The organism is Kitasatospora sp. NPDC056800 (genome assembly GCF_042789775.1).
Lineage (GTDB): Bacteria > Actinomycetota > Actinomycetes > Streptomycetales > Streptomycetaceae > Kitasatospora.
Genome location: NZ_JBHUAL010000046.1, coordinates 19,303 through 39,761 on the forward strand (window position 1 = coordinate 19,303; position 20,459 = coordinate 39,761).

Annotated in this window: 19 protein-coding genes; 6 read left to right on the forward strand and 13 right to left on the reverse strand. The window is 74.6% G+C overall.

Annotated elements, in window-relative coordinates:
* The first annotated feature begins 74 nt into the window (after positions 1-74).
* Complete coding sequence (locus tag ACFRQN_RS13355; RefSeq protein WP_380740328.1) at positions 75-347, forward strand: hypothetical protein; 273 nt, start codon at positions 75-77, stop codon at positions 345-347.
* A 36-nt stretch (positions 348-383) separates the two neighbouring features.
* Here the strand turns inward: ACFRQN_RS13355 and ACFRQN_RS13360 are convergent, their stop codons facing one another.
* Both ACFRQN_RS13360 and ACFRQN_RS13365 read right to left on the reverse strand, forming a co-directional pair.
* Positions 384-1,136: an RDD family protein gene (locus ACFRQN_RS13360; RefSeq protein ID WP_380740329.1), complete on the reverse strand. Its 753-nt coding sequence runs from the start codon at positions 1,134-1,136 to the stop codon at positions 384-386.
* 74 nt (positions 1,137-1,210) lie between these two features.
* The gene (locus tag ACFRQN_RS13365) at positions 1,211-2,857 is read right to left on the reverse strand and encodes an RDD family protein (RefSeq protein WP_380740331.1); all 1,647 of its coding nucleotides are present in this window, start codon (positions 2,855-2,857) and stop codon (positions 1,211-1,213) included.
* A gap of 406 nt (positions 2,858-3,263) precedes the next feature.
* On the opposite strand from ACFRQN_RS13365, the gene ACFRQN_RS13370 reads away from it, so the two are divergent.
* Positions 3,264-3,680 carry an SsgA family sporulation/cell division regulator gene (locus ACFRQN_RS13370; protein ID WP_049658875.1) on the forward strand — a complete coding sequence of 139 codons (417 nt, stop codon included), beginning with the start codon at positions 3,264-3,266 and terminating at the stop codon, positions 3,678-3,680.
* A gap of 164 nt (positions 3,681-3,844) precedes the next feature.
* Here ACFRQN_RS13370 and ACFRQN_RS13375 read toward each other — a convergent pair whose 3' ends face one another.
* The 4 genes from ACFRQN_RS13375 to ACFRQN_RS13390 all read right to left on the reverse strand — a co-directional run bounded on the left by ACFRQN_RS13375 (position 3,845) and on the right by ACFRQN_RS13390 (position 7,984).
* Positions 3,845-5,245 carry a glycosyltransferase 87 family protein gene (locus ACFRQN_RS13375; protein ID WP_117488016.1) on the reverse strand — a complete coding sequence of 467 codons (1,401 nt, stop codon included), beginning with the start codon at positions 5,243-5,245 and terminating at the stop codon, positions 3,845-3,847.
* Positions 5,246-5,419: 174 nt separating this feature from the next.
* Positions 5,420-5,593: a hypothetical protein gene (locus ACFRQN_RS13380; RefSeq protein ID WP_380740333.1), complete on the reverse strand. Its 174-nt coding sequence runs from the start codon at positions 5,591-5,593 to the stop codon at positions 5,420-5,422.
* A gap of 193 nt (positions 5,594-5,786) precedes the next feature.
* On the reverse strand, positions 5,787-7,283 hold the full coding sequence (locus ACFRQN_RS13385; protein WP_380740335.1) for a sensor histidine kinase: 1,497 nt from the start codon (positions 7,281-7,283) through the stop codon (positions 5,787-5,789).
* Positions 7,280-7,984 carry a response regulator transcription factor gene (locus ACFRQN_RS13390; protein ID WP_074005033.1) on the reverse strand — a complete coding sequence of 235 codons (705 nt, stop codon included), beginning with the start codon at positions 7,982-7,984 and terminating at the stop codon, positions 7,280-7,282. Before ACFRQN_RS13390 ends, ACFRQN_RS13385 begins: the two co-directional genes overlap by 4 nt.
* Before the next feature lie 134 nt (positions 7,985-8,118).
* Between ACFRQN_RS13390 and ACFRQN_RS13395 the strand changes: the two genes are divergently transcribed.
* Positions 8,119-8,685: a hypothetical protein gene (locus ACFRQN_RS13395; protein WP_380740336.1), complete on the forward strand. Its 567-nt coding sequence runs from the start codon at positions 8,119-8,121 to the stop codon at positions 8,683-8,685.
* Positions 8,686-8,733: 48 nt separating this feature from the next.
* Here the strand turns inward: ACFRQN_RS13395 and ACFRQN_RS13400 are convergent, their stop codons facing one another.
* Complete coding sequence (locus ACFRQN_RS13400; protein WP_380740338.1) at positions 8,734-9,339, reverse strand: VOC family protein; 606 nt, start codon at positions 9,337-9,339, stop codon at positions 8,734-8,736.
* Between the two features lie 273 nt (positions 9,340-9,612).
* Here ACFRQN_RS13400 and ACFRQN_RS13405 point away from each other — a divergent pair, with 273 nt between their 5' ends.
* Both ACFRQN_RS13405 and ACFRQN_RS13410 read left to right on the forward strand, forming a co-directional pair.
* Positions 9,613-10,095, forward strand: coding sequence for an Lrp/AsnC family transcriptional regulator (locus tag ACFRQN_RS13405; RefSeq protein ID WP_181970601.1), 483 nt, complete (start codon positions 9,613-9,615; stop codon positions 10,093-10,095).
* A 152-nt stretch (positions 10,096-10,247) separates the two neighbouring features.
* On the forward strand, positions 10,248-11,018 hold the full coding sequence (locus tag ACFRQN_RS13410) for a helix-turn-helix domain-containing protein (RefSeq protein ID WP_049654774.1): 771 nt from the start codon (positions 10,248-10,250) through the stop codon (positions 11,016-11,018).
* A 73-nt stretch (positions 11,019-11,091) separates the two neighbouring features.
* Here the strand turns inward: ACFRQN_RS13410 and ACFRQN_RS13415 are convergent, their stop codons facing one another.
* The 3 genes from ACFRQN_RS13415 to ACFRQN_RS13425 all read right to left on the reverse strand — a co-directional run bounded on the left by ACFRQN_RS13415 (position 11,092) and on the right by ACFRQN_RS13425 (position 14,787).
* Entirely contained in the window at positions 11,092-11,898 is an 807-nt protein-coding gene (locus ACFRQN_RS13415; RefSeq protein ID WP_380740340.1) for a S16 family serine protease, read from the reverse strand.
* A gap of 38 nt (positions 11,899-11,936) precedes the next feature.
* Complete coding sequence (locus tag ACFRQN_RS13420; RefSeq protein ID WP_049654777.1) at positions 11,937-12,587, reverse strand: IclR family transcriptional regulator; 651 nt, start codon at positions 12,585-12,587, stop codon at positions 11,937-11,939.
* Positions 12,588-12,954: 367 nt separating this feature from the next.
* Positions 12,955-14,787, reverse strand: coding sequence for a DEAD/DEAH box helicase (locus ACFRQN_RS13425; RefSeq protein ID WP_380740347.1), 1,833 nt, complete (start codon positions 14,785-14,787; stop codon positions 12,955-12,957).
* A gap of 312 nt (positions 14,788-15,099) precedes the next feature.
* Here ACFRQN_RS13425 and ACFRQN_RS13430 point away from each other — a divergent pair, with 312 nt between their 5' ends.
* Positions 15,100-15,525, forward strand: a complete 426-nt coding sequence (locus ACFRQN_RS13430) for an SsgA family sporulation/cell division regulator (protein WP_049654781.1) — start codon at positions 15,100-15,102, stop codon at positions 15,523-15,525.
* 145 nt (positions 15,526-15,670) lie between these two features.
* On the opposite strand, the gene ACFRQN_RS13435 is transcribed toward ACFRQN_RS13430, so the two are convergent.
* From ACFRQN_RS13435 to ACFRQN_RS13445, 3 genes are read right to left on the reverse strand one after another with little or no spacing between them, the layout of a single operon-like run.
* The gene (locus ACFRQN_RS13435; protein ID WP_147409113.1) at positions 15,671-18,283 is read right to left on the reverse strand and encodes a rhomboid family intramembrane serine protease; all 2,613 of its coding nucleotides are present in this window, start codon (positions 18,281-18,283) and stop codon (positions 15,671-15,673) included.
* The gene (locus tag ACFRQN_RS13440) at positions 18,250-19,575 is read right to left on the reverse strand and encodes an alpha/beta hydrolase (protein WP_380740342.1); all 1,326 of its coding nucleotides are present in this window, start codon (positions 19,573-19,575) and stop codon (positions 18,250-18,252) included. The genes ACFRQN_RS13435 and ACFRQN_RS13440 overlap by 34 nt, the downstream gene beginning before the upstream one ends.
* Positions 19,572-20,213, reverse strand: a complete 642-nt coding sequence (locus ACFRQN_RS13445) for a class F sortase (RefSeq protein ID WP_049656930.1) — start codon at positions 20,211-20,213, stop codon at positions 19,572-19,574. The genes ACFRQN_RS13440 and ACFRQN_RS13445 overlap by 4 nt, the downstream gene beginning before the upstream one ends.
* Positions 20,214-20,459 lie beyond the last annotated feature (246 nt).

Consider the following 20,459-nt stretch of genomic DNA (forward strand, 5'->3'; position numbering starts at 1 on the left):
CTCCCCGCGGGGTAGCACCACTGGAACCGGCTCCACTCCCGCCCGTTTCCCCCGACGTGCGAAGGACCCCCGCCATGCCGCGCCCCTCCGTCGCCCAGGCCTGCCTCGGCTCGTTCACCGTCGTCGCCACCACGGTGGCACTGCTGGCCGTCTCGGGCGCCTCGGGCGTCCTGGCGGTCGTGGTGCTGGTGGGGTTCGCGCTGGCGCTCGGCACCGTGGTGACGGTGCTTTCGATGTCCGCCGCCGCGGCCAGGTCCGCCACCGTGGCGTCGGGCCCCGGGGCCCCGGCCGCCCCGCCGCACCCCACCGCGACCGCTGCCGGGCACGCGTACGCCCGGCAGCGCTGATCCGCCGCCGGGCGCGGGCGCGTCCCGCCGCGCCGCTCAGACCTCCGTGGTGACCACCACGGTCTTCGCGGCCTTGTCGTGCAGGCACTGCCGGTAAGGCTTGTCGAAGACGCCGAAGAGGCCGTCGACGATCCACCAGAGCGCGGCGCAGCAGAGCACGGCCGGGAGGATGAAGACGGCGGCGCGGGTCCAGGCGGCGGACTGGGTGGGCTTGTTCCCGTCGACGAGCATGGCGACGCGGATCTTCATCGCCTTCTTGCCGAGGGTCTGGCCGTCCCGGCTGAGCATCAGGGCCTCGTAGACGAGGTAGATGGCGCAGCCGAGCCAGAACGCCTCGGTGGAGCCGTTGCGCGTGCTGAGGTCGGTGAAGGGGCCCACGATGATCACGCCGACGGCCTGCATCAGGAGGTAGTCGATCAGCCGGGCGAGGAACCGCTTGGGCCAGGTGCCGATCGGCGGCATGCCGGGGACGGGGCCGGCGCCGGGGGTGCCGTACGCGCCGGGGCCGTAGCCGGTGCCGTGGCCGGGCGGCGGCTGGTCGTACGGGTTCTGGCCGTACGGGTTCTGACCGGGGGTCGGTTCGCCGTACGGGCTTCCGCCGTAGGTGCCCTGGTAGGCGCCGGGGCCGCCGGACCGGTCACCGGACGAGTCACCGGACGGGCCGTGGGACGGGTTCGGGCCCGACGGCTCGCCTTCCGGCGTGCCGCCGCCCGGCTGCGGGGGCTGCTTGTCGAAGGAGGGCGTACCGCCCCCCTCCGGCTGGGGGCCTGAGGGGTCGTGGGTGCTCATGCCCCCGAGTAGAACATCACACATTCTTGATGTTCGGGACATTTTGTCCGTTTTGCACCGGGCCCTACCGGCCCTCAGCCGCGCACCACCCGGGTCCGGGCCACGCGGTCCTGCCAGCCCCGCCGCGCCGTACGGTCGAACACCGGCCAGACCAGGCCGAGCAGCAGCACCGCGCCCAGCTGCCGCACGGCCCAGCGGAGCAGCGAGCGGCCGAGGCTCAGCCTGGTGCGGGCCGCGGGGGCGGCGGCGTCCACCACGCGGATCCGGACGATCCGCTTGCCGAAGGTCTGTCCGGTGCGGGCGACCGGCAGCACCTCGTAGAGCAGGCTGACGAACAGCAGGATGCCGATCAGCACGGCGATCTTGCCCAGCACCACGTCGTCCACCAGCCAGACCTGGACCTGGCGCCGGGTGAGGGCGCTGGCCATCCGGGCCTGGTCGACCTTCTGCCGGAGGTGGTCGGAGACCGAGTTGCCGAGCGGGATCCCGGCGGCGACCGCGACCACCAGCAGCACGGCGGTGTCCACCGTCCGCGCCGCCAGTCGGCGGCCGAGGCCGGCCGGCCCGGGGATCCGGGTGGTCCGGGCGGCCCGGGAGGGCGCGGGGACGGGGGTGGCGGCGGACGGGCGGGGCTGGACGGCGGTCTCCCGGACCGCCCGTACGGCGGGCAGCGGAGCGGCGTGGGCGGAGGCGGTCGCCGCCGCCGCGGCCAGGGGCTTCGAGGCGGCCGCGGTCGGGACCGGGGCCGGGGCCCGAAGCGGGCTCCGGAGCATCTCCTCGCCGACCACCGGCACCGGGCCCGAGGCCAGGACGGCCGGCACCGGGGCCTCCCGCACCGCCACCGCCACGGCGGGAGAGCCGGCGGCGGCCAGTTCCGCGGCAATCGGAGCACGCTCGGGCTCCGCACGCCCCTGTTCCGCGTCGGGCGCCTCCGGAAGCACCCCCCAGGAGACCCAACGCGGCGCGTCGCCCGTCTCCATCAGGCCCCGCTGCGCCCGCGGATCGGCCTGCCAGCCGGACTCGAAATCCCCGGCGACCGGAGCGGCGGCCGGGGCCGGAGCCGGGCCCAGCCCCAGCCCCGGGACGGGGGCCGCCTCGGGCACCGCGCCGAAGGCCACCGACGCGTCCACGACCCCGGGCGGCTCGGCACCGGCGAAACCCGGCGGCCCCCCGGACGGCACCCCGAACGGCACCCCCGGCGAAACCCCCGACAGCACCCCCGGCCCGTCGACCGTCCGGAACACCGGCCCGCCGATCACCTCCGCCACCCGCGGCCCGAGCACGAAGGACGCCCCGCCCGAGGTCTGGTCGAAGTACACCGGCCCGGTGTCGCCCCCGCCCGCCGGCAGCCCGCCCCGCACCTCCGCCACGGACCCCGGGGGCGCCACCCCGGAAGGCACCGCCCCCAGGGCCACCTGCTCCGGAGCCACCGGTTCCGGAGCCGCCGGCCCCGCACACCCCGCCTCCGGCGCCACCGCCTCCAGCAGCACCACCGGCGGCGGCACCGCCCGCGCCGCCGGCCCGCCCGGGACGGGAGGGCGGGTCGCGTACCGGGGCGGCGCCGGCACCTCGCCCTCGGCGGGCGCGGGCCGACTGGTGCCGGGCACCCAGGCCGAGCCGCCCCAGTACCGGATGAAGCCGGGGATGGAGGGGTCGGGGTAGTAGCCGGGCTCGGGTGCGACGGCCGGGTCGCCGGCGGCGGCGAAGGGGCGGTCCGTCATGGGGGTCTTCTTTCCTGGCAGGGCCTGACGAGGACGGTGCGGGCCGACCGGGCCCGACCACCGCAGACGCGTCCCCCCGCGCGCACGACCAGGCGCGCGCCCGGCGTTCGGCGCGCGTGGGGGAGCCACCGATGGGCGGACAGTCGCCGGGCAGTCACAAAGGGTAGTACCTCATCGAAGCCGTGACGGAAAGTTCGCGAATCCCCGGACAGTGGAGGGTGGCTCAAGGTAAGGAACCCAGCGCACGACGATGGCCCGCGCGCCGTGCCACCCGCCGTTCACCACCCCTCACCAAACTTCCCGAAGAAATCCCGGAAACGTGTGTAAGAGCCGGTGCGGACCGCCCTCTCAAAGGTCACAGGGGCCCGGAACCGGGCACCGCCCGAAGGCAGAGAGGAAGACGATCATGGAGCGTCCCGTCAGCGTCGTCGAGCACGAGCTGGAGCTCAACCTGGTGCTCTCGCCGGAGCACAGCGTCCCCGTCCCGGCCCGACTGTCCTACGGCAGCCACGACCCGTACGCGGTGTACATCACCTTCCACCTGGACACCGGTTCCCCGGTGACCTGGGTGTTCGCCCGCGAGCTGCTGGTCGAGGGCACCTTCCGCCCGTGCGGCCAGGGCGACGTGCGGATCTGGCCGACCCGCTCGGGGCGGCGCAGCGTGCTCTGTCTGGCCCTGAGCTCGCCCGCCGGGGACGCCCTGCTGGAGGCCCCGCTGCCGATCGTCGCGGCCTGGCTGGAGCGGGCGCACCGGCTGGTCCCGCCGGGCAGCGAGCTGGCCGCGCTGGACATGGACGGCTCGCTCGCCGAGCTGCTCGCCTAGGCGTGCGCCGCAGCGTGCACCGGCACGGACAGCAGCAGGGACACGAACACGGACACCTGCGAGAGCACGGCCACGACCACGACCACGACCACGAGCACGGGCAGCGGGCTCGGCAGGAACCGCGAGCGCGGGAACAGGGAAGCAGGAGCGGCGCCCCCGCCGGCTCAGCGGGCCGCGGGGGCCTGCTGACGACCGCGGGCGGCGTCCGGGCCGCCGGTCTCCCGCTGTCCGGGCAGCCGGACCAGCGGCGCGCCGGCCGAGCGCCGTCGGGCCCTTATCCGGACGGCGGCGGCGATCAGGAAGCAGAGTCCGACCCACGGGTAGACGGAGGTCGGCAGCTGGCGCCACGGTGACATGTCGAGGACGGCCAGGCCGACCGGCTTCGCGGCCCACATCGCGAAGGACAGGAAGGCGACCAGCGTGGCCCAGAAGGCGGCCCGCCAGCGCAGTCGGCGGACGCCGGCCGGGCGGGCGTGCTCGACCGAGGCCTCGGCGGCGAGCAGGACGAGCATCGGCACGCACCAGACCCAGTGGTGGGTCCAGCTGATCGGCGAGATCAGGACGGCGGTGACGGCCGCGCAGCAGACGCCCCAGGCCTCGGCCCGGGGCAGCCAGCGGCCGCTGCGCGCGGCCCAGGCGGCGACGGCGAGGCCGGCCACCGCGACCAGGCCGGCGCCGAGGGTGGCGACGGTGCCGGGGTCGGCGCTGTGCAGCAGGCGGGCGAAGGCGCCGCGCATCGACTGGTTGTCGACGATCCAGGTCTTGCCGACCCGGGAGGAGTCGTAGAGGTACTTGGTCCAGAAGCCCCAGGTGGCGTCGGGCAGGACCAGGGCGCCGAGCAGGAAGGTGCCGAGGAAGGTGAGGCCGGCCACGAAGGCGGCCCGGATCCGTCCGGTGACCAGCAGGTAGACCGCGAACAGGCCGGGGGTGAGCTTGATGCCGGCGGCGATGCCGATCGCCACGCCCTTGCTCCGCCGCCCGTCCGGACGGGTGAGGTCCCAGAGGATCAGGCAGGCCAGCGCGAGGTTGATCTGGCCGTAACGGAGCGTGGTGAAGACCGGTTCGAGCCAGACCCCGAGGCCGGTCACCAGGATCACGCCGATCGGCCGCAGCTCGCGGCGCGGCCACCCGGCCAGCTTGAAGGACAGGTGGGTCAGCAGGGCGAGCAGCCCGATGTTGCCGAGAGTGATCGCCACCCGGAGGAAGGGGACCGGGAACCAGGTGGTCGGGACGAACAGCATCGCCGCGAACGGCGGGTAGGTCGCGGGCAGGTTCCACTCGGTGACGCGCAGCGCGTACAGGTCGGTGCCGTTGGCCACGGCGGCGCCCTCAGCCCGGTAGACGATCATGTCCACCATCGAGGTGTGCACGAAGTGGCGGACCACCGCGTACACCAGCAGGGACAGCAGCGCGACGGCGGAGGCCGCCAGCAGCGGGCGGCGGGGGGCCTCGCGCAGCGCCCGGACGGGGGCGCCGAGGGCCCGGCGCAGCCGGTCCGACAGGGGGGCGGGCGAGGGGTCGGGTGCGGTCCGCACCGGGCTGCGCTCGTCTTGCACCGCTGTCACTGTCCACTCCGTCCACGGCTGGGCCAACCAGCGACGATACCGGATGCCGCCCGGACGGAACCGGACACGATCGACTACCCGGCGTGACGAACCGGCCCTGACCAGCCGTCCTCCGCCGCGAGCGGGGCACGGACGGCCAGGGCCGGGAATCACGCGATCACGCGATCGCGACCCTCAGCCCGTGTACGCCCCCAGGGCCCGGGTGAAGTCCAGCTGCTGCTGGACGACGCTGGAGCACGTCGCGTCGGCATGGGCCTTGGCCCCTGCGACCAGGTCGTACGGCGGGTGGAGCGGGGTGTCCACGCACAGGGTGTGTCCGGCCCCGGCGCCGACCGGGGGAACGGGCACACCGGTCGCCGTGGGGGTGACGGCCGGGGTGGGGTCGGCGCCGGGGTGGAGGTCGGCGCGACCGACGCTAGCGGTGGGCCGGGGGCGCGGCGGGCGGGCTGAGCGAGCGGTAGAGGTCCCTTAGGCCGCCGTTAAGGAAGAGCGCACGGGCGCCGTACCGCCACACCTGGCGCCCGGCCACCCCGAAACCCCGTCACTTCTGGAACAGCGCGCCCCGGCTCCGCCGCCGTCCGCCCCGCGCGGGCGCCGCCTCCTGCGGCCCGGTGCGCAGCCGCAGCCGGGTCTCGGCGCCGCCGAGCACCGCGGAGCGGCCGAGCGCGAGGTCCCCGCCGGTGGACTCGGCGAGCTTGCGGACGATGTCCAGGCCGAGGCCGGTGGAGCCCTCGCCGCCGTGCCCCTCGCCGCGCTTGAGGGCGGCGGCCGGGTCGCTGTACCCCGGTCCGGCGTCGCCGACCAGCACGATCACCGAGCAGTCGGTGGCCAGTACGTCCACCGAGAAGGCGGTGCCGACGGCGGTGTGCCGGAAGACGTTGCCGAGCAGCGCGTCGACGGCGGCCGCCAGGTCGCCGCGCTGGACGGGCACCGGCGCCGCCCGCTCGGCGCCGGCCAGCTGCCAGCGGCGCCCCTCGTCCTCGGCCAGCGCCGACCAGAAGGCGACCCGTTCCCGGATCACCTCGGCGGCGTCGCAGCCGACCACGACGACGGGCGCGTCCTCGGGGGCGCGGCGGGCCGAGCGGATGATCTGGTCGACCTCGCGCTCCAGTTGGGCGACCGCGTGCCGGGTGGCGTCGGCCGCGTCGCCCTCGCCGAGCGAGGCGGCGTTGAGCCGCAGCACGGTCAGCGGGGTGCGCAGCCGGTGCGACAGGTCCGCGGCCAGTTCCCGTTCGGCGGCGAGGAGTTGGACCACCCGGTCGGCCATGGTGTTGAACGCCTGGCCGGCCTCGCGCAGTTCCTCCGGGCTGCCCGCGACCAGCCGGCCCTCCACCGGGACCCGCACCGCGAGGTTCCCGGCGCCGAGCGAGCGGGCGGCGGCGGCGAGCTTCCGCGCGGAGGCGACGATGCGGCTGCCCATCCGGTCGGCGACCAGCACCGAGATGGCGACCAGGCCGAGCGCCACGGCGGAGAGCACCTGCCAGGCGGTGGCCACGCCCCGGGTGAGGTCGCTCTCGGCCACGAACACCTCGACCACCGCGGTCCGCCCGGTGTCCACCGCGACCGGCTGGAGCAGGGCGTACCCGCCGGCCACCTTCACGGTGAAGGAGCGGCCCTTTCCGCCGGCCGTGGCCACGTCGGCCGCGGCGGCGCGCCCCTCCCCCAGCATCGGGCCCTCGGGCTCGCCGGTCCCGGCGGCCGCCACACCCGGGCCACCCCCGCCCGTCCCCACGGCCGCCGCCTCGGCGCCGCCCGCTCCGGCGGGCTGCCCGGCCGCCGGAAGGTGCACCGCCATCCGCCCCTGCCCGCCGGCGTCCGTACTGGCCAGGGCCCGGTTGACCGCGTCCTCGTCGGTGGTGATGGCCAGGGCGGGCCCGAGCGCCGCGGCCTGCCGTTCGGCGGCGGTGAAGGCCCGGTCCCGCGCGGTCTGTTGGACCATCAGCCCGAGCGGGATCAGGAAGGCCAGCGCGACCATGGTGGTCCCGGCCACCGCGGCCTTGATCAGGGCCCAGCGCAGCGAGCGCCCGAACCGCCTCATGTCCGGTGCTCCGGCAGTCCTCCGGCGGCCTCCAGTCGGACCCCGACGCCCCGGACGGTGTGCAGGTAGCGGGGGTTGGAGGCGGTCTCGCCGAGCTTGCGGCGCAGCCAGGAGAGGTGGACGTCGATGGTCTGGTCGCCGCCGTAGGTCTGCTGCCAGACCTCGGCGAGGATCTCCTTGCGCGGCACCACCACGCCGGGCCGGGCGGCCAGGAAGGCCAGCAGGTCGAACTCACGGCGGGTCAGGTCGAGCGGCCGTCCGTCCAGCGCGGCCTCCCGCCGCTGGAGGTCGATGGCCAGTCCGCCGACCCGCAGCACCTGGGCGACGGGGGCCGCGCCGCTGCCGAAGCGGCGCAACACGGCGGTCATCCGGGCGCTGAGGTGCTCCCCGGAGAAAGGTTTCACCAGGTAGTCGTCGGCGCCGTCGTTGAGCAGCCGGATGATCTCGGCCTCGTCGTCCCGGGCGGTGGAGATGATCACCGGAACGTTGGTCAGGCCCCGGATCATCTTGAGCGCCTCGCTGCCGTCCAGGTCCGGCAGGCCGAGGTCGAGGATCACCAGGTCACAGCCGACCTGGGCGACCTCCCGCAGCGCCTCCAGAGCCGTGCCCACACTGCGGACCGCGTGACCGGTGTCGGTCAGGTGCCGGATGAGGGCGGATCGTACGAAGGGGTCGTCCTCGACCACGAGCACTGTTGCCATGGGCCTGCACGGTACGCCATCGCCGGTCAGTGGTCTGTACCTCGGGGGTGGGTCCGGACATTGTGCAACTGCCCTGCTGAATACCGGGGGTGCCGGTCTCCATCCGTATGGAAATACGGCAGGATGTGCGGACGATGCGGAACGGACTGGTACAGCTCGGCGCCTGGGCGGCGGCCACCGGGGCGGCGGTGGCGCTGTCCTGGCTCGGCGTGCACGCGGTGCTGACCGGCGCCGCGTTCGAACGGCCCACGGCGCTGCCGCTGCCCTCCCCGAAGGCCGACGGCACGCTGCACTCCGCGCCCGCCACCGCGGACCAGCCGCGCTCCGCCGCACAGTCCACGACCCCTTCCCCGGCGGCCTCCCCGACCACCGGCACCACCAACGCCGCCACCGCCGCCACCGCCCCGCACGGCCCGGCCCCCGCCACCACCGCCGCCGCGCCGCCCACCCGCCGGCCCGTCCCCACCGCCACCACGACGTCCACGGTGAAGAGCTACCCGATCCCGGGCGGCAAGGTCGCGCTGGACCTGAAGCCGGACCGGGCCACCCTGGTCTCCGCCACCCCGGACCCGGGCTGGCAGATGCAGGTGTGGACCGACGGCCAGTGGCTGCGGGTCGACTTCACCCGGGGCGACGAGGCCAACTCCGTCTTCGCCTCCTGGAACGGCCACCCGCCGATCGTGGAGACGGCGATCCGCTGAGGCGCTCCCGGCGGACCGTCAGGAACCGGTCCGCCACTCGACGTCCCGTCAGAGGCCGTCGCACGGCACGTACCCCGGCAGGTACGGCCCCACGTACCCCGCCCGGTCCACCAGCGTGTGCCTGGTCCCGCCCGGCACCCCGATGGTGGCCAGCACCACCGCGCCGTAGTCGTCCCGCGCCTCGTACGGCTCGGCCAGCGACAGCGCGCCCCGGTCCACCGCGTAGTCGTAGGCGTAGTAGACGTCCGGCACGCTCACCGCGAGGTCCAGCACCCCGTCCCCGTACCGGTCCAGGTACGCGGTCAGCTCCCGGCCGCGCGGGCCGCCGGTCCGCACCCGGGACGCGGTCCGGGAGGCGGTCCGCACCGGGGCGGCGGGCCCCGGCGAGGCGGCGGGCACCGGGGAGGTGAGCACGATCCGCGTCCCCGGAGCCGCGAGCACGTACGAGAGCAGCTCCGGCTCGCCGGTCTCCGGCCCGGCGTACGCGGTACATCGCAGCCCGAGCGCGGCGCAGTAGCGGCGGGCCGCCCGCTCGGCGTCGGCGACCGCGAAGACCACCGCGTCGGCGCGGCCCATCGGCAGCGGCCCCGCCTCCGCCGGGTCCGCTGGGAGGTCTGCCCCGAACAGGGCGGGTTCGGCGGCGGTGTCGGTCATGACTGCCCTCCCGGTAGGCGTACGGACCATCGTGGCCGCCCCCGGCACCGGGGGTGGGGCCCTGCGCACGGGGGTGTGGCTGGAGGGTGTCGCCGGGCCGACCCGCGCGCAACTGTTCCGTTTCCTCCTGGTCAAGCTGTGCCCCGGAGCGGGAGAATCGGCCGCGCCGCTGTACAGAATGCCCACCACAGGACGGTGCCGCGAATGCCCCCCGCCCACTCGCCGAGCTCCCCCGGCTCCCCCAACTCCACTGCCCCTCAAGGGAATTCCATCGTGGGCAGTACGAACGACACGATCGACCCGCTGGACGGCCGGCTGATCCGGCTGCTCGCCGAGGAGCCCCGGATCGGGGTGCTGGAGTGCTCGCGCCGGCTGCAGGTCGCCCGGGGCACCGTCCAGGCCCGGCTGGACCGGCTCCAGGCCAAGGGCGTGATCGGCGGCTTCGGCCCGGAGGTGGACCCGGCGGCGATCGGCTACCCGGTGACGGCCTTCGCCACCCTGGAGATCTCCCAGGGGCAGGGCGCGGACGTGCGGGCGCACCTGGCGAGCGTGCCGGAGGTGCTGGAGCTGCACACCATCACCGGGATCGGGGACATGCTGGTGCGGATCGTGGCCCGGTCCAACGCCGATCTGCAGCGGGTGATCGACCGGGTGCTGGGCTTCGACGGGATCGTCCGCTCGTCCACCGCGATCGTGCTGGAGAACCCGGTGCCGTACCGGATCCTGCCGCTGGTGGACCAGGCCGCCGCCGAGTAGGAGGGTCCGCGCCACGCCACGCGCCGATTCGGCATAGGCAGGAGGCGTCGGGGGCCGCAAGATTTATGTATGAACGTTCTACAAATCCTGGCGCCGCTCTCCGGCCCGCTGATACCCGTGGCGGCCGCGCCCTCCCCCTGGTCGGCCCCCGCATGACGAACGCCGTCGCGGCCGACGGTACCGCCCCCACCCTCATCGCCTCCGCCCAGCGCGCCCTGCGCCTGCTGGCGGCGGCCGCCCGCTACCCCAAGGGCGCCACCGCCAAGCAGCTCGCCCGGGACACCGACCTCGCCCTGGGCACCGCCTACCACCTGCTGCGCACCCTGGTGCACGACCACTACCTGGAGCGCCACAGCGGCCGCTACCTGACCGGCCCCGCCGTCACCGGGCTGGTCCGGGACGACGGCCCGGCCACCGACCGGGCCCGGCTCAGGGCCCTGCTGGGCCTGCTCGCCGACGAGCTGTCCGCCGCCGTCTACTTCACCTGGTACCGGCACGGCGAGGTGGAGCTGATCGAGGCCGCCGAGGCCCCCGGCGCGCCGCTGATCGACCGGCACAGCTGGCGGGTCGGCGCCCACGCCCACGCGGCCGGGAAGACCCTGCTCGCCCTGATGACCGCAGAGGAGCGCCGGGCCCACCTGGCCCGCTACCCGATGGTGCCGTTCACCCCGTACACCCTGCGGGACCCGGCCTGCCTGCCGCTGCTGCCCCGCCAGGGCCCGCGGCGGGCCGTCCCGATCACCCAGTTCCAGGAGTACGCGCTCGGCTCGGCGGGTGCGGCGGTGCCGATCGTCGCGGGCAACGGCATCGGCGCGATCTCGGTCTCCCTGCCGATGGCCCAGGCCCACCGGCTGGCCGGGATCGCCGCCGAGCTGCGCACCCGGCTCGGCGAGGACTTCGCCGCGGTCGCCTTCGGAATCTGACCGCGCGGGCCGGGCCGACCCCGTGCGGGGGGACGCCCGGCCGGTCGGAGGCCCGCACGAGGCCGGCCGGAGGTCAGCAGGACGGGACGCTGCCGCCGCTCTTCAGCGCCTCCAGGGCGGAGACCGCCTCGCCGAGGGTGCCGACCGGCACCAGCCGCAGCGACTTCGGGGTGTTCACCTTGGCGTCCGAGCACTCGTCCTTGGGCAGCAGGAACACCGTCGCGCCGTCCCGGGCGGCCGCCTGCGTCTTCAGGGGGACGCCGCCGACCGGGCCGACGGTGCCGTCCGCCTCGATGGTGCCGGTGCCGGCGACGGTGAGCCCGCCGGTGAGGTCGCCGCCCTTGCCGTCGCCGGCCAGCTTGTCGACGATGCCCAGCGCCAGCATCTGGCCGGCGCTCGGGCCGCCGACCGCGCCCAGGTCGACCTTGACCTTCACCTGGTCCGGCGACAGGCGGAGGTAGTTCAGCGCGGCCGCGGTGGCGGCGTCCTGCGACTCGGCCATCTGCGCGGCGGTCACCTCGTCGGCCTTCACCGGGTTGCTCTCCGGGTAGACCGTCTCGGTCGGGCGCACGGCCTCCTTCGGGTCGAACCAGGCCTGCATCGAGCGCCAGAAGGTGTTCTTCTGCCCCGGGTTGGTCGCCGTGATGGTGACCATCCGCAGCTCGCCCTCGGTGGTGCGCAGCGGCGCGCCCGTGATCGTGAGGACCGGCTTGTCCTCGTACGAGCCCAGGGTGTCCGCGGTCAGGCCCGGCCAGGTGATCGTGTACGGCAGCGGGACGAAGGCGGCCACCCCGAACAGCGCGGCGACCAGCACCCCGCACAGCGTGAGCGCGCGGGTCCGCGGGGAGGTGAGGGCCTTGGAGAGCTTGGTGTCGGACACAAGGGGAATCCAAACACACCCGACACCGGGTGCGGGCGCTACCTCAGGGCGTCGGCCACCTCGGTCGCCGCCTCCACCACCCGGGGGCCGACCCGCTCGGGCACCATGCCGTTCAGCATCACCACGCCGACGCTGCCCTCGATGCCGCTCAGTCCGACCAGCGCGGCGGCGGCCCCGCTCGCCCCGGACTGCTCCTCCGCCCGGGTGATGACGAAGCCCTGCTCGGGCCGGCGCTGGCTGGGGAAGGTGCGCGCCTCCAGGATCGCCCGGCCGGCCGCGCTCTCGGTGAGCGGGTGGCGCAGGCCGGTCCGGTAGGCGACGTGGAAGTCGGTCCAGCTGGGCTCGACCACGGCGACGGCCAGCGCCTCGTTGCCGTCCACCAGGGTCAGGTGGGCGGTGGCGCCGAGGTCCTCGGCGAGGCTGCGCAGGGCCGGCAGCGCGGCCTCGCGCAGCAGCGGGTGCACCCGGTGCGCGAGGCGCAGCACGCCGAGGCCGACCCGGGCGCGCCCGCCGATGTCCCGGCGGACCAGGCCGTGCTGCTCCAGGGTGGCCAGCAGCCGGTAGACCACGGTCCGGTTGACGGCCAGCCGGGCGGCCAGCTCGGTCACGGTGAGCCCGCGCTCGGAGTCGGCGAGGAGCTTGAGGACCCGGACGCCGCGGTCCAGGGTCTGGGAGGTCTCGGCTGTCACGACGGGCAATCCTTTCCGCGGCGCTCGCGGGGCGGGCGGCGCCGTTCCAAGGTCGGTGTCGCGCGCAGGTGGGGGTGGCCGCGCTCGGGCCGTACGGCGTCGTCGTTGACGCGCACGGCCCTGCGACGCCGTCCCGCAGGGGTTGCCCGACGGAAGAGCGTGGGGGAAAGGTAGTGAAGGAAATGACGCGACGGAAGTGGTTGTCCAAAATTCGGGCGTGATCAACTCCAACAGCGCCTCGAATTCGGGACGAACCCCCGCGATTCGCCGGGTGCGTCGGGCTCCGGACGCGCCCCCGGTCCGATGACCGGACGCACCGCCCTTCGAAGCCCCTCCGCCGACAGGCCCCGCCGGGCCGCCGCCCGGACTAGTTGGCCCACTCCCGGATCTTCACGATCCGCGCCTTGAGCTGGTTGGCGGTGGCCTGCGCGGTGAGCGGCCCGCCGCACTGGCGGCGCAGCTCGTTGTGGATGGTGCCGTGCGGCTGGTTGGTGCGGTGGTGCCAGGCGGCCACCAGCGCGTTCAGCTCCTTGCGCAGCTCCCGCAGCTCCTGGTGGGTGACCACCGGCCGCTGCTCGGCCGGCAGCTCCAGCAGGTCGGCCTCCTCGGCGGGCCTGGTCTTGCTGCGCTGGATCTGCCGGTGCTGGCGCTTCTGGAGCAGCATCTGCACCTGGTCCGGCTCCAGCAGGCCCGGGATGCCGAGGTAGTCCTCCTCCTCCTCGCTCCCCGGGTGGGCCTGCATGCCGAACTCCATGGCGTTGTACAGGACCCGGTCGAAGACCGCCTCGGAGCCCAGCGCCTCGTAGGAGAACTCGTCGCCGCCCGCGCCGTCCGGCCCGTCGTTGGCCCGCTCGGCCTCGGCGAGCAGCCGGTCCTCCTCGTCGAAGAGGCCGTCGCCCTCCTTCTTCGGCCGGTCCAGCACGTGGTCGCGCTGGAGCTCCATCTCGTTGGCGAAGCCCAGCAGCATCGGGATGGTCGGCAGGAACACCGAGGCCGTCTCGCCGCGCTTGCGGGCGCGCACGAAGCGGCCGACGGCCTGGGCGAAGAACAGCGGGGTGGAGATCGAGGTGGCGTAGACCCCGACGCACAGCCGGGGCACGTCGACGCCCTCGGACACCATGCGGACGGCGACCATCCAGCGCGAGGTCCCCTCCGCGTAGTCGGAGATCCGCTTGGAGGCCTCGGTCTCGTCGGAGAGGACCAGGGTGACCTTCTCGCCGCTGATCTCGCGCAGCATCTTGGCGTAGGCGCGGGCCACGTTCTGGTCGGTGGCGATGACCAGTCCGCCGGCGTCCGGGATCGCCTTGCGGACCTCGGTGAGGCGCCGGTCGGCGGCCTGGAGGACGGAGGGGATCCACTCGCCCTGCGGGGACAGCGCGGTGCGCCAGGCCTGGGCGATCAGGTCCTTGGTCATCGGCTCGCCGAGCCGGGCCTCCAGCTCGTCGCCGGACTTGGTGCGCCAGCGCATGTTGCCGCTGTAGCTGAGGAAGATCACCGGGCGGACGACGTGGTCGGCGAGCGCGTGCCCGTAGCCGTAGGTGTAGTCGGCGATGGACTTGCGGATGCCGTCGCTGCCCGCGTCGTAGGCCACGAACGGGATCGGGTTGGTGTCGGAGCGGAACGGCGTACCGGTCAGCGCCAGTCGGCGGGTGGCCGGTTCGAAGGCCTCGAAGCAGGCCTCGCCCCAGGACTTGGAGTCACCGGCGTGGTGGATCTCGTCCATGATCACGAGGGTCTTGCGGGCCTCGGTCCGGTTGCGGTGCAGCATCGGGTTGACCCCGACGCCCGCGTAGGTGACCACGATGCCGTGGTAGTCCCGGGAGAGCGGCCCGGAGGAGTACGCCGGGTCCAGCCGGATGCCTATCCGCGCGGCGGCCTCGGCCCACTGCTTCTTCAGGTGCTCGGTCGGTGCGACGACCGTCACCTGCTGCACCAGATGGTTGTGCAGCAGGTACGAGGCCAGGGTGAGCGCGAAGGTGGTCTTGCCTGCGCCCGGGGTGGCGACCGCGAGGAAGTCGCGCGGCTGGGTCTCGATGTACTTGTCCAGCGCGCCCTGCTGCCAGGCCCGCAGCTTGCCGGCGGTGCCCCAGGGGGCGCGGCCGGGGAAGGCCGGGGAGAGGTGGTGCGAACCGGCGGGCGCGGCGTGGCCGACGGATCGGACGGGCGCCTGCGGCTCCGGTACGTCGGAGAACAGCGGCATCGAGGAGGCGGCGGCAGTACTCACGGTCTCCGAGGGGGATCATCGCAGGTCAGAGGCGGTTTTGCGGCCTCACCCCGCGGTCGGGCGGCAATCGGACAACCCGCCCAGCGTACCGGGTCCGGCGCCGTTCGGGCCTCCAGGCGGCGCTCCGCGCCGGGCCCGCGCGGCCGGAAATCGATGTGACCCGGATCACACCGATTGCCTCGTGGAACCCGGTAAGCACCACCCGTCCCGGGACTCTCACCAGGGTGAGGCCGCAGCAACCCTCACTGCTGTCACGCAGCCTCGCACCGAACCGAAGGGACCCCGCCCGTGCGCACCGTCGAAGAGACCGTCCAGGCCCGCCTGATCCTCTCCTCCCACCGCTCCGTCCGGCTGCGGGTGGGGCTCTCCTACCTGCCGGAGGACCCGCTGGCCGTCCGGATGGCCTTCCCCGCCGAGTTCTCGCTGGACGACCCGGCCGAGCGCCGGGGCTCCGAGGACATCGTCTGGGTCTTCGCGCGCCAGCTGCTCTCGGCCGGTCTGGAGCTGCCGTCCGGCGCCGGGGACGTCCACGTCCGGCCTGCGGTCGGCCGGCGCACCATGGTCGAGCTGCGGGCGCCCGAGGGCACCGCGCTGCTCCAGTTCGACGCCGCCGACCTGCGCCGCTTCCTGTGGCGCAGCCGGCTGGTCGTCCCGGAGGGCGAGGAGCACCTGCACCTGGACGCCGACCGCGCGCTCGCCCAGCTGCTCGGCTGACGGGGGCGCCGGCCCGCGGAAGCGCCCCCGTGCTTCCGGGCCGTGACGCGCCCGCCCGCGTGGTGAACCGTCCGTCCGCGTCCGTCGCGCGGCGACCCGGGTCCGGGGCCCGGGAAGCCCGTACGGTCGCGCCCCCAGGGGCGGGTCAGCCCGAGAGCTTGCGCATCAGCCGGACGCCCTGGGCCGCCGTCAGGTGCGGCAGGTACGCCTTGCCGATCGCCCTGGTGATGCCGGGCAGCGCGGCCGGGTCGGGGTACGCCATGTACATCGGCCGGTACTCCGGCTGGAACTTCGCCTTGAACGCCAGCAGCGAGCGGAAGCCGTACACCGGCTCCAGCACCTTGCCCATCCAGTCCAGCATCCGCTGCAGGCCGGTGGGCTCCTCGTCCTGCCCGGTCCGGGCCAGCGGCGCGCCCGACAGCGACAGGAAGCGCGCGCCCTCCTCCTTGAAGCCGAGCGCCGCCGAGGCGATCAGGAACTCGCTGACGCCGCGGAAGCCGTCCGAGCGCCGGCGCATGAAGTCCAGCGTCCAGCCGACCGGCACGCCGTTCTCGTACACCGGCATCCAGCTGGTCAGCCCGTGCACCACCCGCTGCTCGTCCACCGCGATCAGCACCCGCACGTCCGGGTCGTCCAGCTCCTCCAGCCCGCCGAGCGTGAAGCCCATCTCCGGCAGGCCCTTCTCGGAGACCCACTCCTCGGAGATCGCCCGGATCTGCTCCCGCAGCGCGAGCGGCGCCTCGTGGTACGCCCACCACTCCGCGGAGATGCCCTGCTTGCCGGCCTTGTTGAGGGCGGTGCGGATGTCCTGCCACTTGCGGCCGGTGAAGGCCAGCTCGGGCAGCGGCACCACGGTGTCCTCGGCGACCTGCACCGAGCGCCAGCCGAGCTGCGCGGTGGCGGCCCTGGTCTCGCCGCAGACGCTGTAGAAGCACGGCGTCCAGCCGCGCGCGTCGCAGTACCGGGCGAAGCCGGCCACCGCCCGGGCCCGGTCCTCCGGCGCGCCGAACGGGTCGCCGGTGGTCAGTGCGACGGTGCCCACCACCCGGTAGGCGACGGCCGCCCGGCCGCCCTCGTCGAACCAGTAGTGGTTGCCGTCCCAGGTGGCGATGAACGAGAGCGTCCCGCCGCCGTGCTCGGCCAGCAGCGCCCGCGCGCGGGCGGCCGCCGCCGCGTCGGTGTGCAGCACCGGCCGGCGGAAGACCGACAGCAGCACGGCCAGCGCGACCGCCCAGAACGCCAGCCCGCAGTACGTCTCCAGGAAGCGCGCCACCGGCCCGACCGCGATCGGGTAGTCCGGCAGCAGGTCGTTGTACGCGGGCGGCAGGAACTGGGCCGGCAGCCCGGCGACCAGCCGGCGGGCGGACGCCCCCGGCTCGAACTCCCCGGCCACCAGCCGCCCGACCCCCACGTAGGTGGCCGCGGAGGCGAGCGCCGCGCCACCGAGCACCAGGGCCAGCCGGCGCACCGAGCGGCCGGACAGCCGCAGCAGGAACCGCTTGCGGGTGGCCACCAGCAGCGCGGTGGTCAGCAGCGGCAGCAGCAGCGCCTCGACGAAGTACTGCACCACGTCCCGGCTGACCGGCCCGGCGTCCAGGTAGAGCCAGCACAGCAGCGCCGCCCAGAGCAGCTCGGTGGCCACGGTGACCAGCCAGGCGAACCGCAGGCCCCGGCGCAGCCCCTCGGCGAGCACCAGCAGCAGCGCCGGGATCAGCGCGGCCATCATCCGGCCCGGGGTGTCGAAGATCCGGACGACGGCGTGCGCCCGGGCGCAGTCGTGCGCCGACTGCGCGCAGAAGTCGGCCACCTCGTCCGGGCTGAGCCGGTGCGAGAAGTACAGCTCGGAGAAGGTGTTGAACGGCCCGCTGGCGTTGTCGTACAGCGAGGCCAGCAGCGGCCCGAAGGCGGCCGCGACCAGGCAGAGCGCCACCAGCACCCGGGTCTCCGAGTGCGAGGAGCGGTGCGTGCGCAGGTGCGGGCGGCCCCGGCTGACCAGCGCGCCCAGGCCGAGCCCGGCCAGCGCGGCGGCGCACCGCTGGACGCTCTGCAGGTGGCCCACGTACAGCGTCATCACCAGCGGGACGAGCAGCACCAGCAGGTGCAGCCGGCGGCGCCAGAGCACGGTGAGCCGGTACCCGAGGACCCCGGCCAGCGCGAACACGCCGACGCCGGGGCCGACCGAGATCTGGTCGGCCACCGAGGCGGTCCACTGCTCCCCCGCCGAGGAGCCGAACGCGACCAGCCCGGTGCCCAGCAGGGTGCCGACGACCTGCCCGCCGACCAGCACCGCGAGGGTGCGCAGCCGCCCGAGCCGGTGCTCGGCGGCCGGGCCGACCAGGAGCAGCAGCAGGCTGGTGAACACGTACGAGCCTCGGCCCGAGCACCAGAACATCGAGGTGACCGGCGTCCACCAGTGGCCCTCGGCCAGCGTGGACAGGCCGATGCCGGCCCGCTCCAGCAGCCGGTCCGACGGGCCGTGGCCCAGGCTGCGGGTGGCCGCGCCGAGCAGCCAGAGCCCGGCCAGCAGGGCCAGCGTCAGCGGCGCCGAGCGCAGCCTGGCGCCGAGCACCCCGGCCGCCCGCCGGACCTTCTGCGGGCGCGGCTCCGGCGTCCGGGTGACCGGCGCCCGGTCGGCCCGGTCGGTGCCGCGCTCGGCCGAGCGCTCCGCGTCCGGCCCCGGCCCGCGCTGCTCGCCGACGGTGGCCAGCGCCGTCCCCGCCCCGGTCACCGGGTCAGCCCGGTCTGCTGGGCGAGCCACGGGAGCTGCTGGGCGATGCCGGGCCGGAAGACGACCCAGCCGTGGCCGCCCGGCATCAGTTCGAACTTGGACTTCATTCCGGCCGCCTGCGCGGCCTGGTAGACCTTCTCCATCTGCGGTCTGAACTCCTCGTCGGTCTCGCCGACGACCAACGCGACGTTGGTGTCCGGGAACTTCTTGCGGGCCATCACCTGGAGCGGATCGACCGCGTCGAACTTCTTCTCGTCACCACCGAAGGCGGCCTTGACGGTCTGTTCCCGACTGCCCAGGGTCGGTTCCTCCTGCCCGGACATGTCGAGGACGGTGCCGTACACGTCGGAGGCGTTGACGCCGAGCTGGAGGGCGCAGGTTCCACCCATCGAGGCGCCCCCGATCGCCCAGGACTTCCGGCCGGCCGCCGTCTGGAGGTGCTGGTGCACCCACTCGGGGACGTCCACCGCCAGGTAGGTCTGGGTCTTGGCGATCTTGGAGTCGAGGCAGAGCGTGTTGGCCCAGGTGGAGCCGAGCTGGTCGGGCATCACCACGATCGGCGCGAGGCCGCCGTGGTCCGCGGCGTAGGCGTCCAGCGCCTCGTTGATCTGCGCGGAGAGCACCCAGTCCCCCGGGACGCCGGGCTGACCGGTGATCATCACGACCACCGGGAGCAGCGGCCGCGGGGTGGCCTGGTAGGCGGGCGGGAGGTAGACGTACGCGTCGCGGGCCTTGAAGCCCGACTTGGTGCCGGGGATCGGCACCACCGACACGGTGCCCTTCTCGGGCAGGTCCGCCGGGGGCTGCCAGACCTCCTCCAGCGTCCTGCCCGGCGGGGCGGCCACGGTCTGGCCCGCCTTGTCGGCGACCAGCCCGTCGGTCTTGGTCAGCCACGGCGCGAGCATCACGCGCCCGCTCGGGAACTGGCCGAAGCCGATGTTCACCTCGGAGGAGGCCATCAGCACCACCAGGCCGCACAGGCCCAGCGCGAGCCCCCGCCGCCGCCAGGTGAGCCGGCGCATCCGGTAGCCGGCCAGGCAGAGCCCGGTCAGGGCGATGGCTATCCACCAGGTGACGTACTTGGGCGTGCCCTCCGGGAAGGGGTGCCACCAGCCGTCGACCACGACGTCCAGCAGCCAGCTGAGCGCCGCGGCGGTGATCAGGGCGGCGGGCAGGCGGACCCGCCACCAGCTCCGGCCGCGGCCGACGGCGAGCGCGATCAGCGCCGCCCAGCCGGCCGCCAGCACGGCGTGCGGGATCAGGCCCTCGGTGAGCGGCCAGTCGATCGGGTTCCAGCGGGAGGCAAGGGTCAGCGTGCTCATGCGGCTTTGCCCGGCGGGGTGGTGTCGGCCAGGAAGCCGTAGGCGACGACGTTGCCGTCGTAGCCGTGCTCCTCGCTGTACGAGCCGCCGCAGGTGATCACCCGCAGCTGCGCGTCAGTGGCCTGACGGTAGACCCGATCGTCCGGGAAGTCCTTTCGGTCGTGCACTTCGATGGCGTAGAGCTGGTAGACGGCGGTGGCGCCGTCCGCCCGGGCGATCTCGATCCGGTCCCCCCGACGGAGCGCGCCCAGATGATAGAAGACCGCGGGGCCGGTCTTGTTGTCGACGTGTCCCGCCAGGATCGCGGTACCGCGCTGGCCGGGGCTGGCCCCGCCCCGGTACCAGCCCGCCAGGTTGCGGTCCGCCTCGGGCGGGGTCTGCAGGTGGCCGTCCGCGTCCAGTCCGAGCGCGGTGACCGGGGCGTCCAGGCGCACCGCCGGGATGCGGATCCGGGTCGGCGCGGACGGGCCCAGCGGAGGGACGACCGAGACCGGCGTGATCCCGGCCTGGGCCTGGCCGGCCCCCGGTGCGGGCGGCAGCGACGGGCCTCCGTCGTGCACGAGCCAGGCACCGAGCACCAGCGCGGCACCCGCCGCCAGGGTGCCCGGCCAGGGCCCCCTGCTCTGCTGGACGCCCACGGGCGCTCCCCTCTGCCGACGGAACCCCGCTTCCTGGGAGTTTCCTGGGAAACAATTCAACCGGAACGGACTGTAAGGCACGTCCATACGACGGTCGTACCGGCACCCGCCGATCGGCAGGGCTGACGCCCTCTTTCGTGCGCCCCGTGGGCACCCGGTCGCGGAGCGCGACGGCCGCCCCCCGCATACGATCGCCGCAGGAACACTCCCGACACGAGCTACCGACGGTTCTACGGACCCGATCGG

Bases quoted from the DNA above. Each gene is read 5' to 3' on its own strand.
- ACFRQN_RS13355 (WP_380740328.1), top strand. From the start codon at position 75: ATGCCGCGCCCCTCCGTCGCCCAGGCCTGCCTCGGCTCGTTCACCGTC.
- ACFRQN_RS13360 (WP_380740329.1), bottom strand. From the start codon at position 1,136: ATGAGCACCCACGACCCCTCAGGCCCCCAGCCGGAGGGGGGCGGTACG.
- ACFRQN_RS13365 (WP_380740331.1), bottom strand. From the start codon at position 2,857: ATGACGGACCGCCCCTTCGCCGCCGCCGGCGACCCGGCCGTCGCACCC.
- ACFRQN_RS13370 (WP_049658875.1), top strand. From the start codon at position 3,264: ATGGAGCGTCCCGTCAGCGTCGTCGAGCACGAGCTGGAGCTCAACCTG.
- ACFRQN_RS13385 (WP_380740335.1), bottom strand. From the start codon at position 7,283: ATGAGGCGGTTCGGGCGCTCGCTGCGCTGGGCCCTGATCAAGGCCGCG.
- ACFRQN_RS13390 (WP_074005033.1), bottom strand. From the start codon at position 7,984: ATGGCAACAGTGCTCGTGGTCGAGGACGACCCCTTCGTACGATCCGCC.
- ACFRQN_RS13395 (WP_380740336.1), top strand. From the start codon at position 8,119: ATGCGGAACGGACTGGTACAGCTCGGCGCCTGGGCGGCGGCCACCGGG.
- ACFRQN_RS13400 (WP_380740338.1), bottom strand. From the start codon at position 9,339: ATGACCGACACCGCCGCCGAACCCGCCCTGTTCGGGGCAGACCTCCCA.
- ACFRQN_RS13410 (WP_049654774.1), top strand. From the start codon at position 10,248: ATGACGAACGCCGTCGCGGCCGACGGTACCGCCCCCACCCTCATCGCC.
- ACFRQN_RS13425 (WP_380740347.1), bottom strand. From the start codon at position 14,787: ATGCCGCTGTTCTCCGACGTACCGGAGCCGCAGGCGCCCGTCCGATCC.
- ACFRQN_RS13440 (WP_380740342.1), bottom strand. From the start codon at position 19,575: ATGAGCACGCTGACCCTTGCCTCCCGCTGGAACCCGATCGACTGGCCG.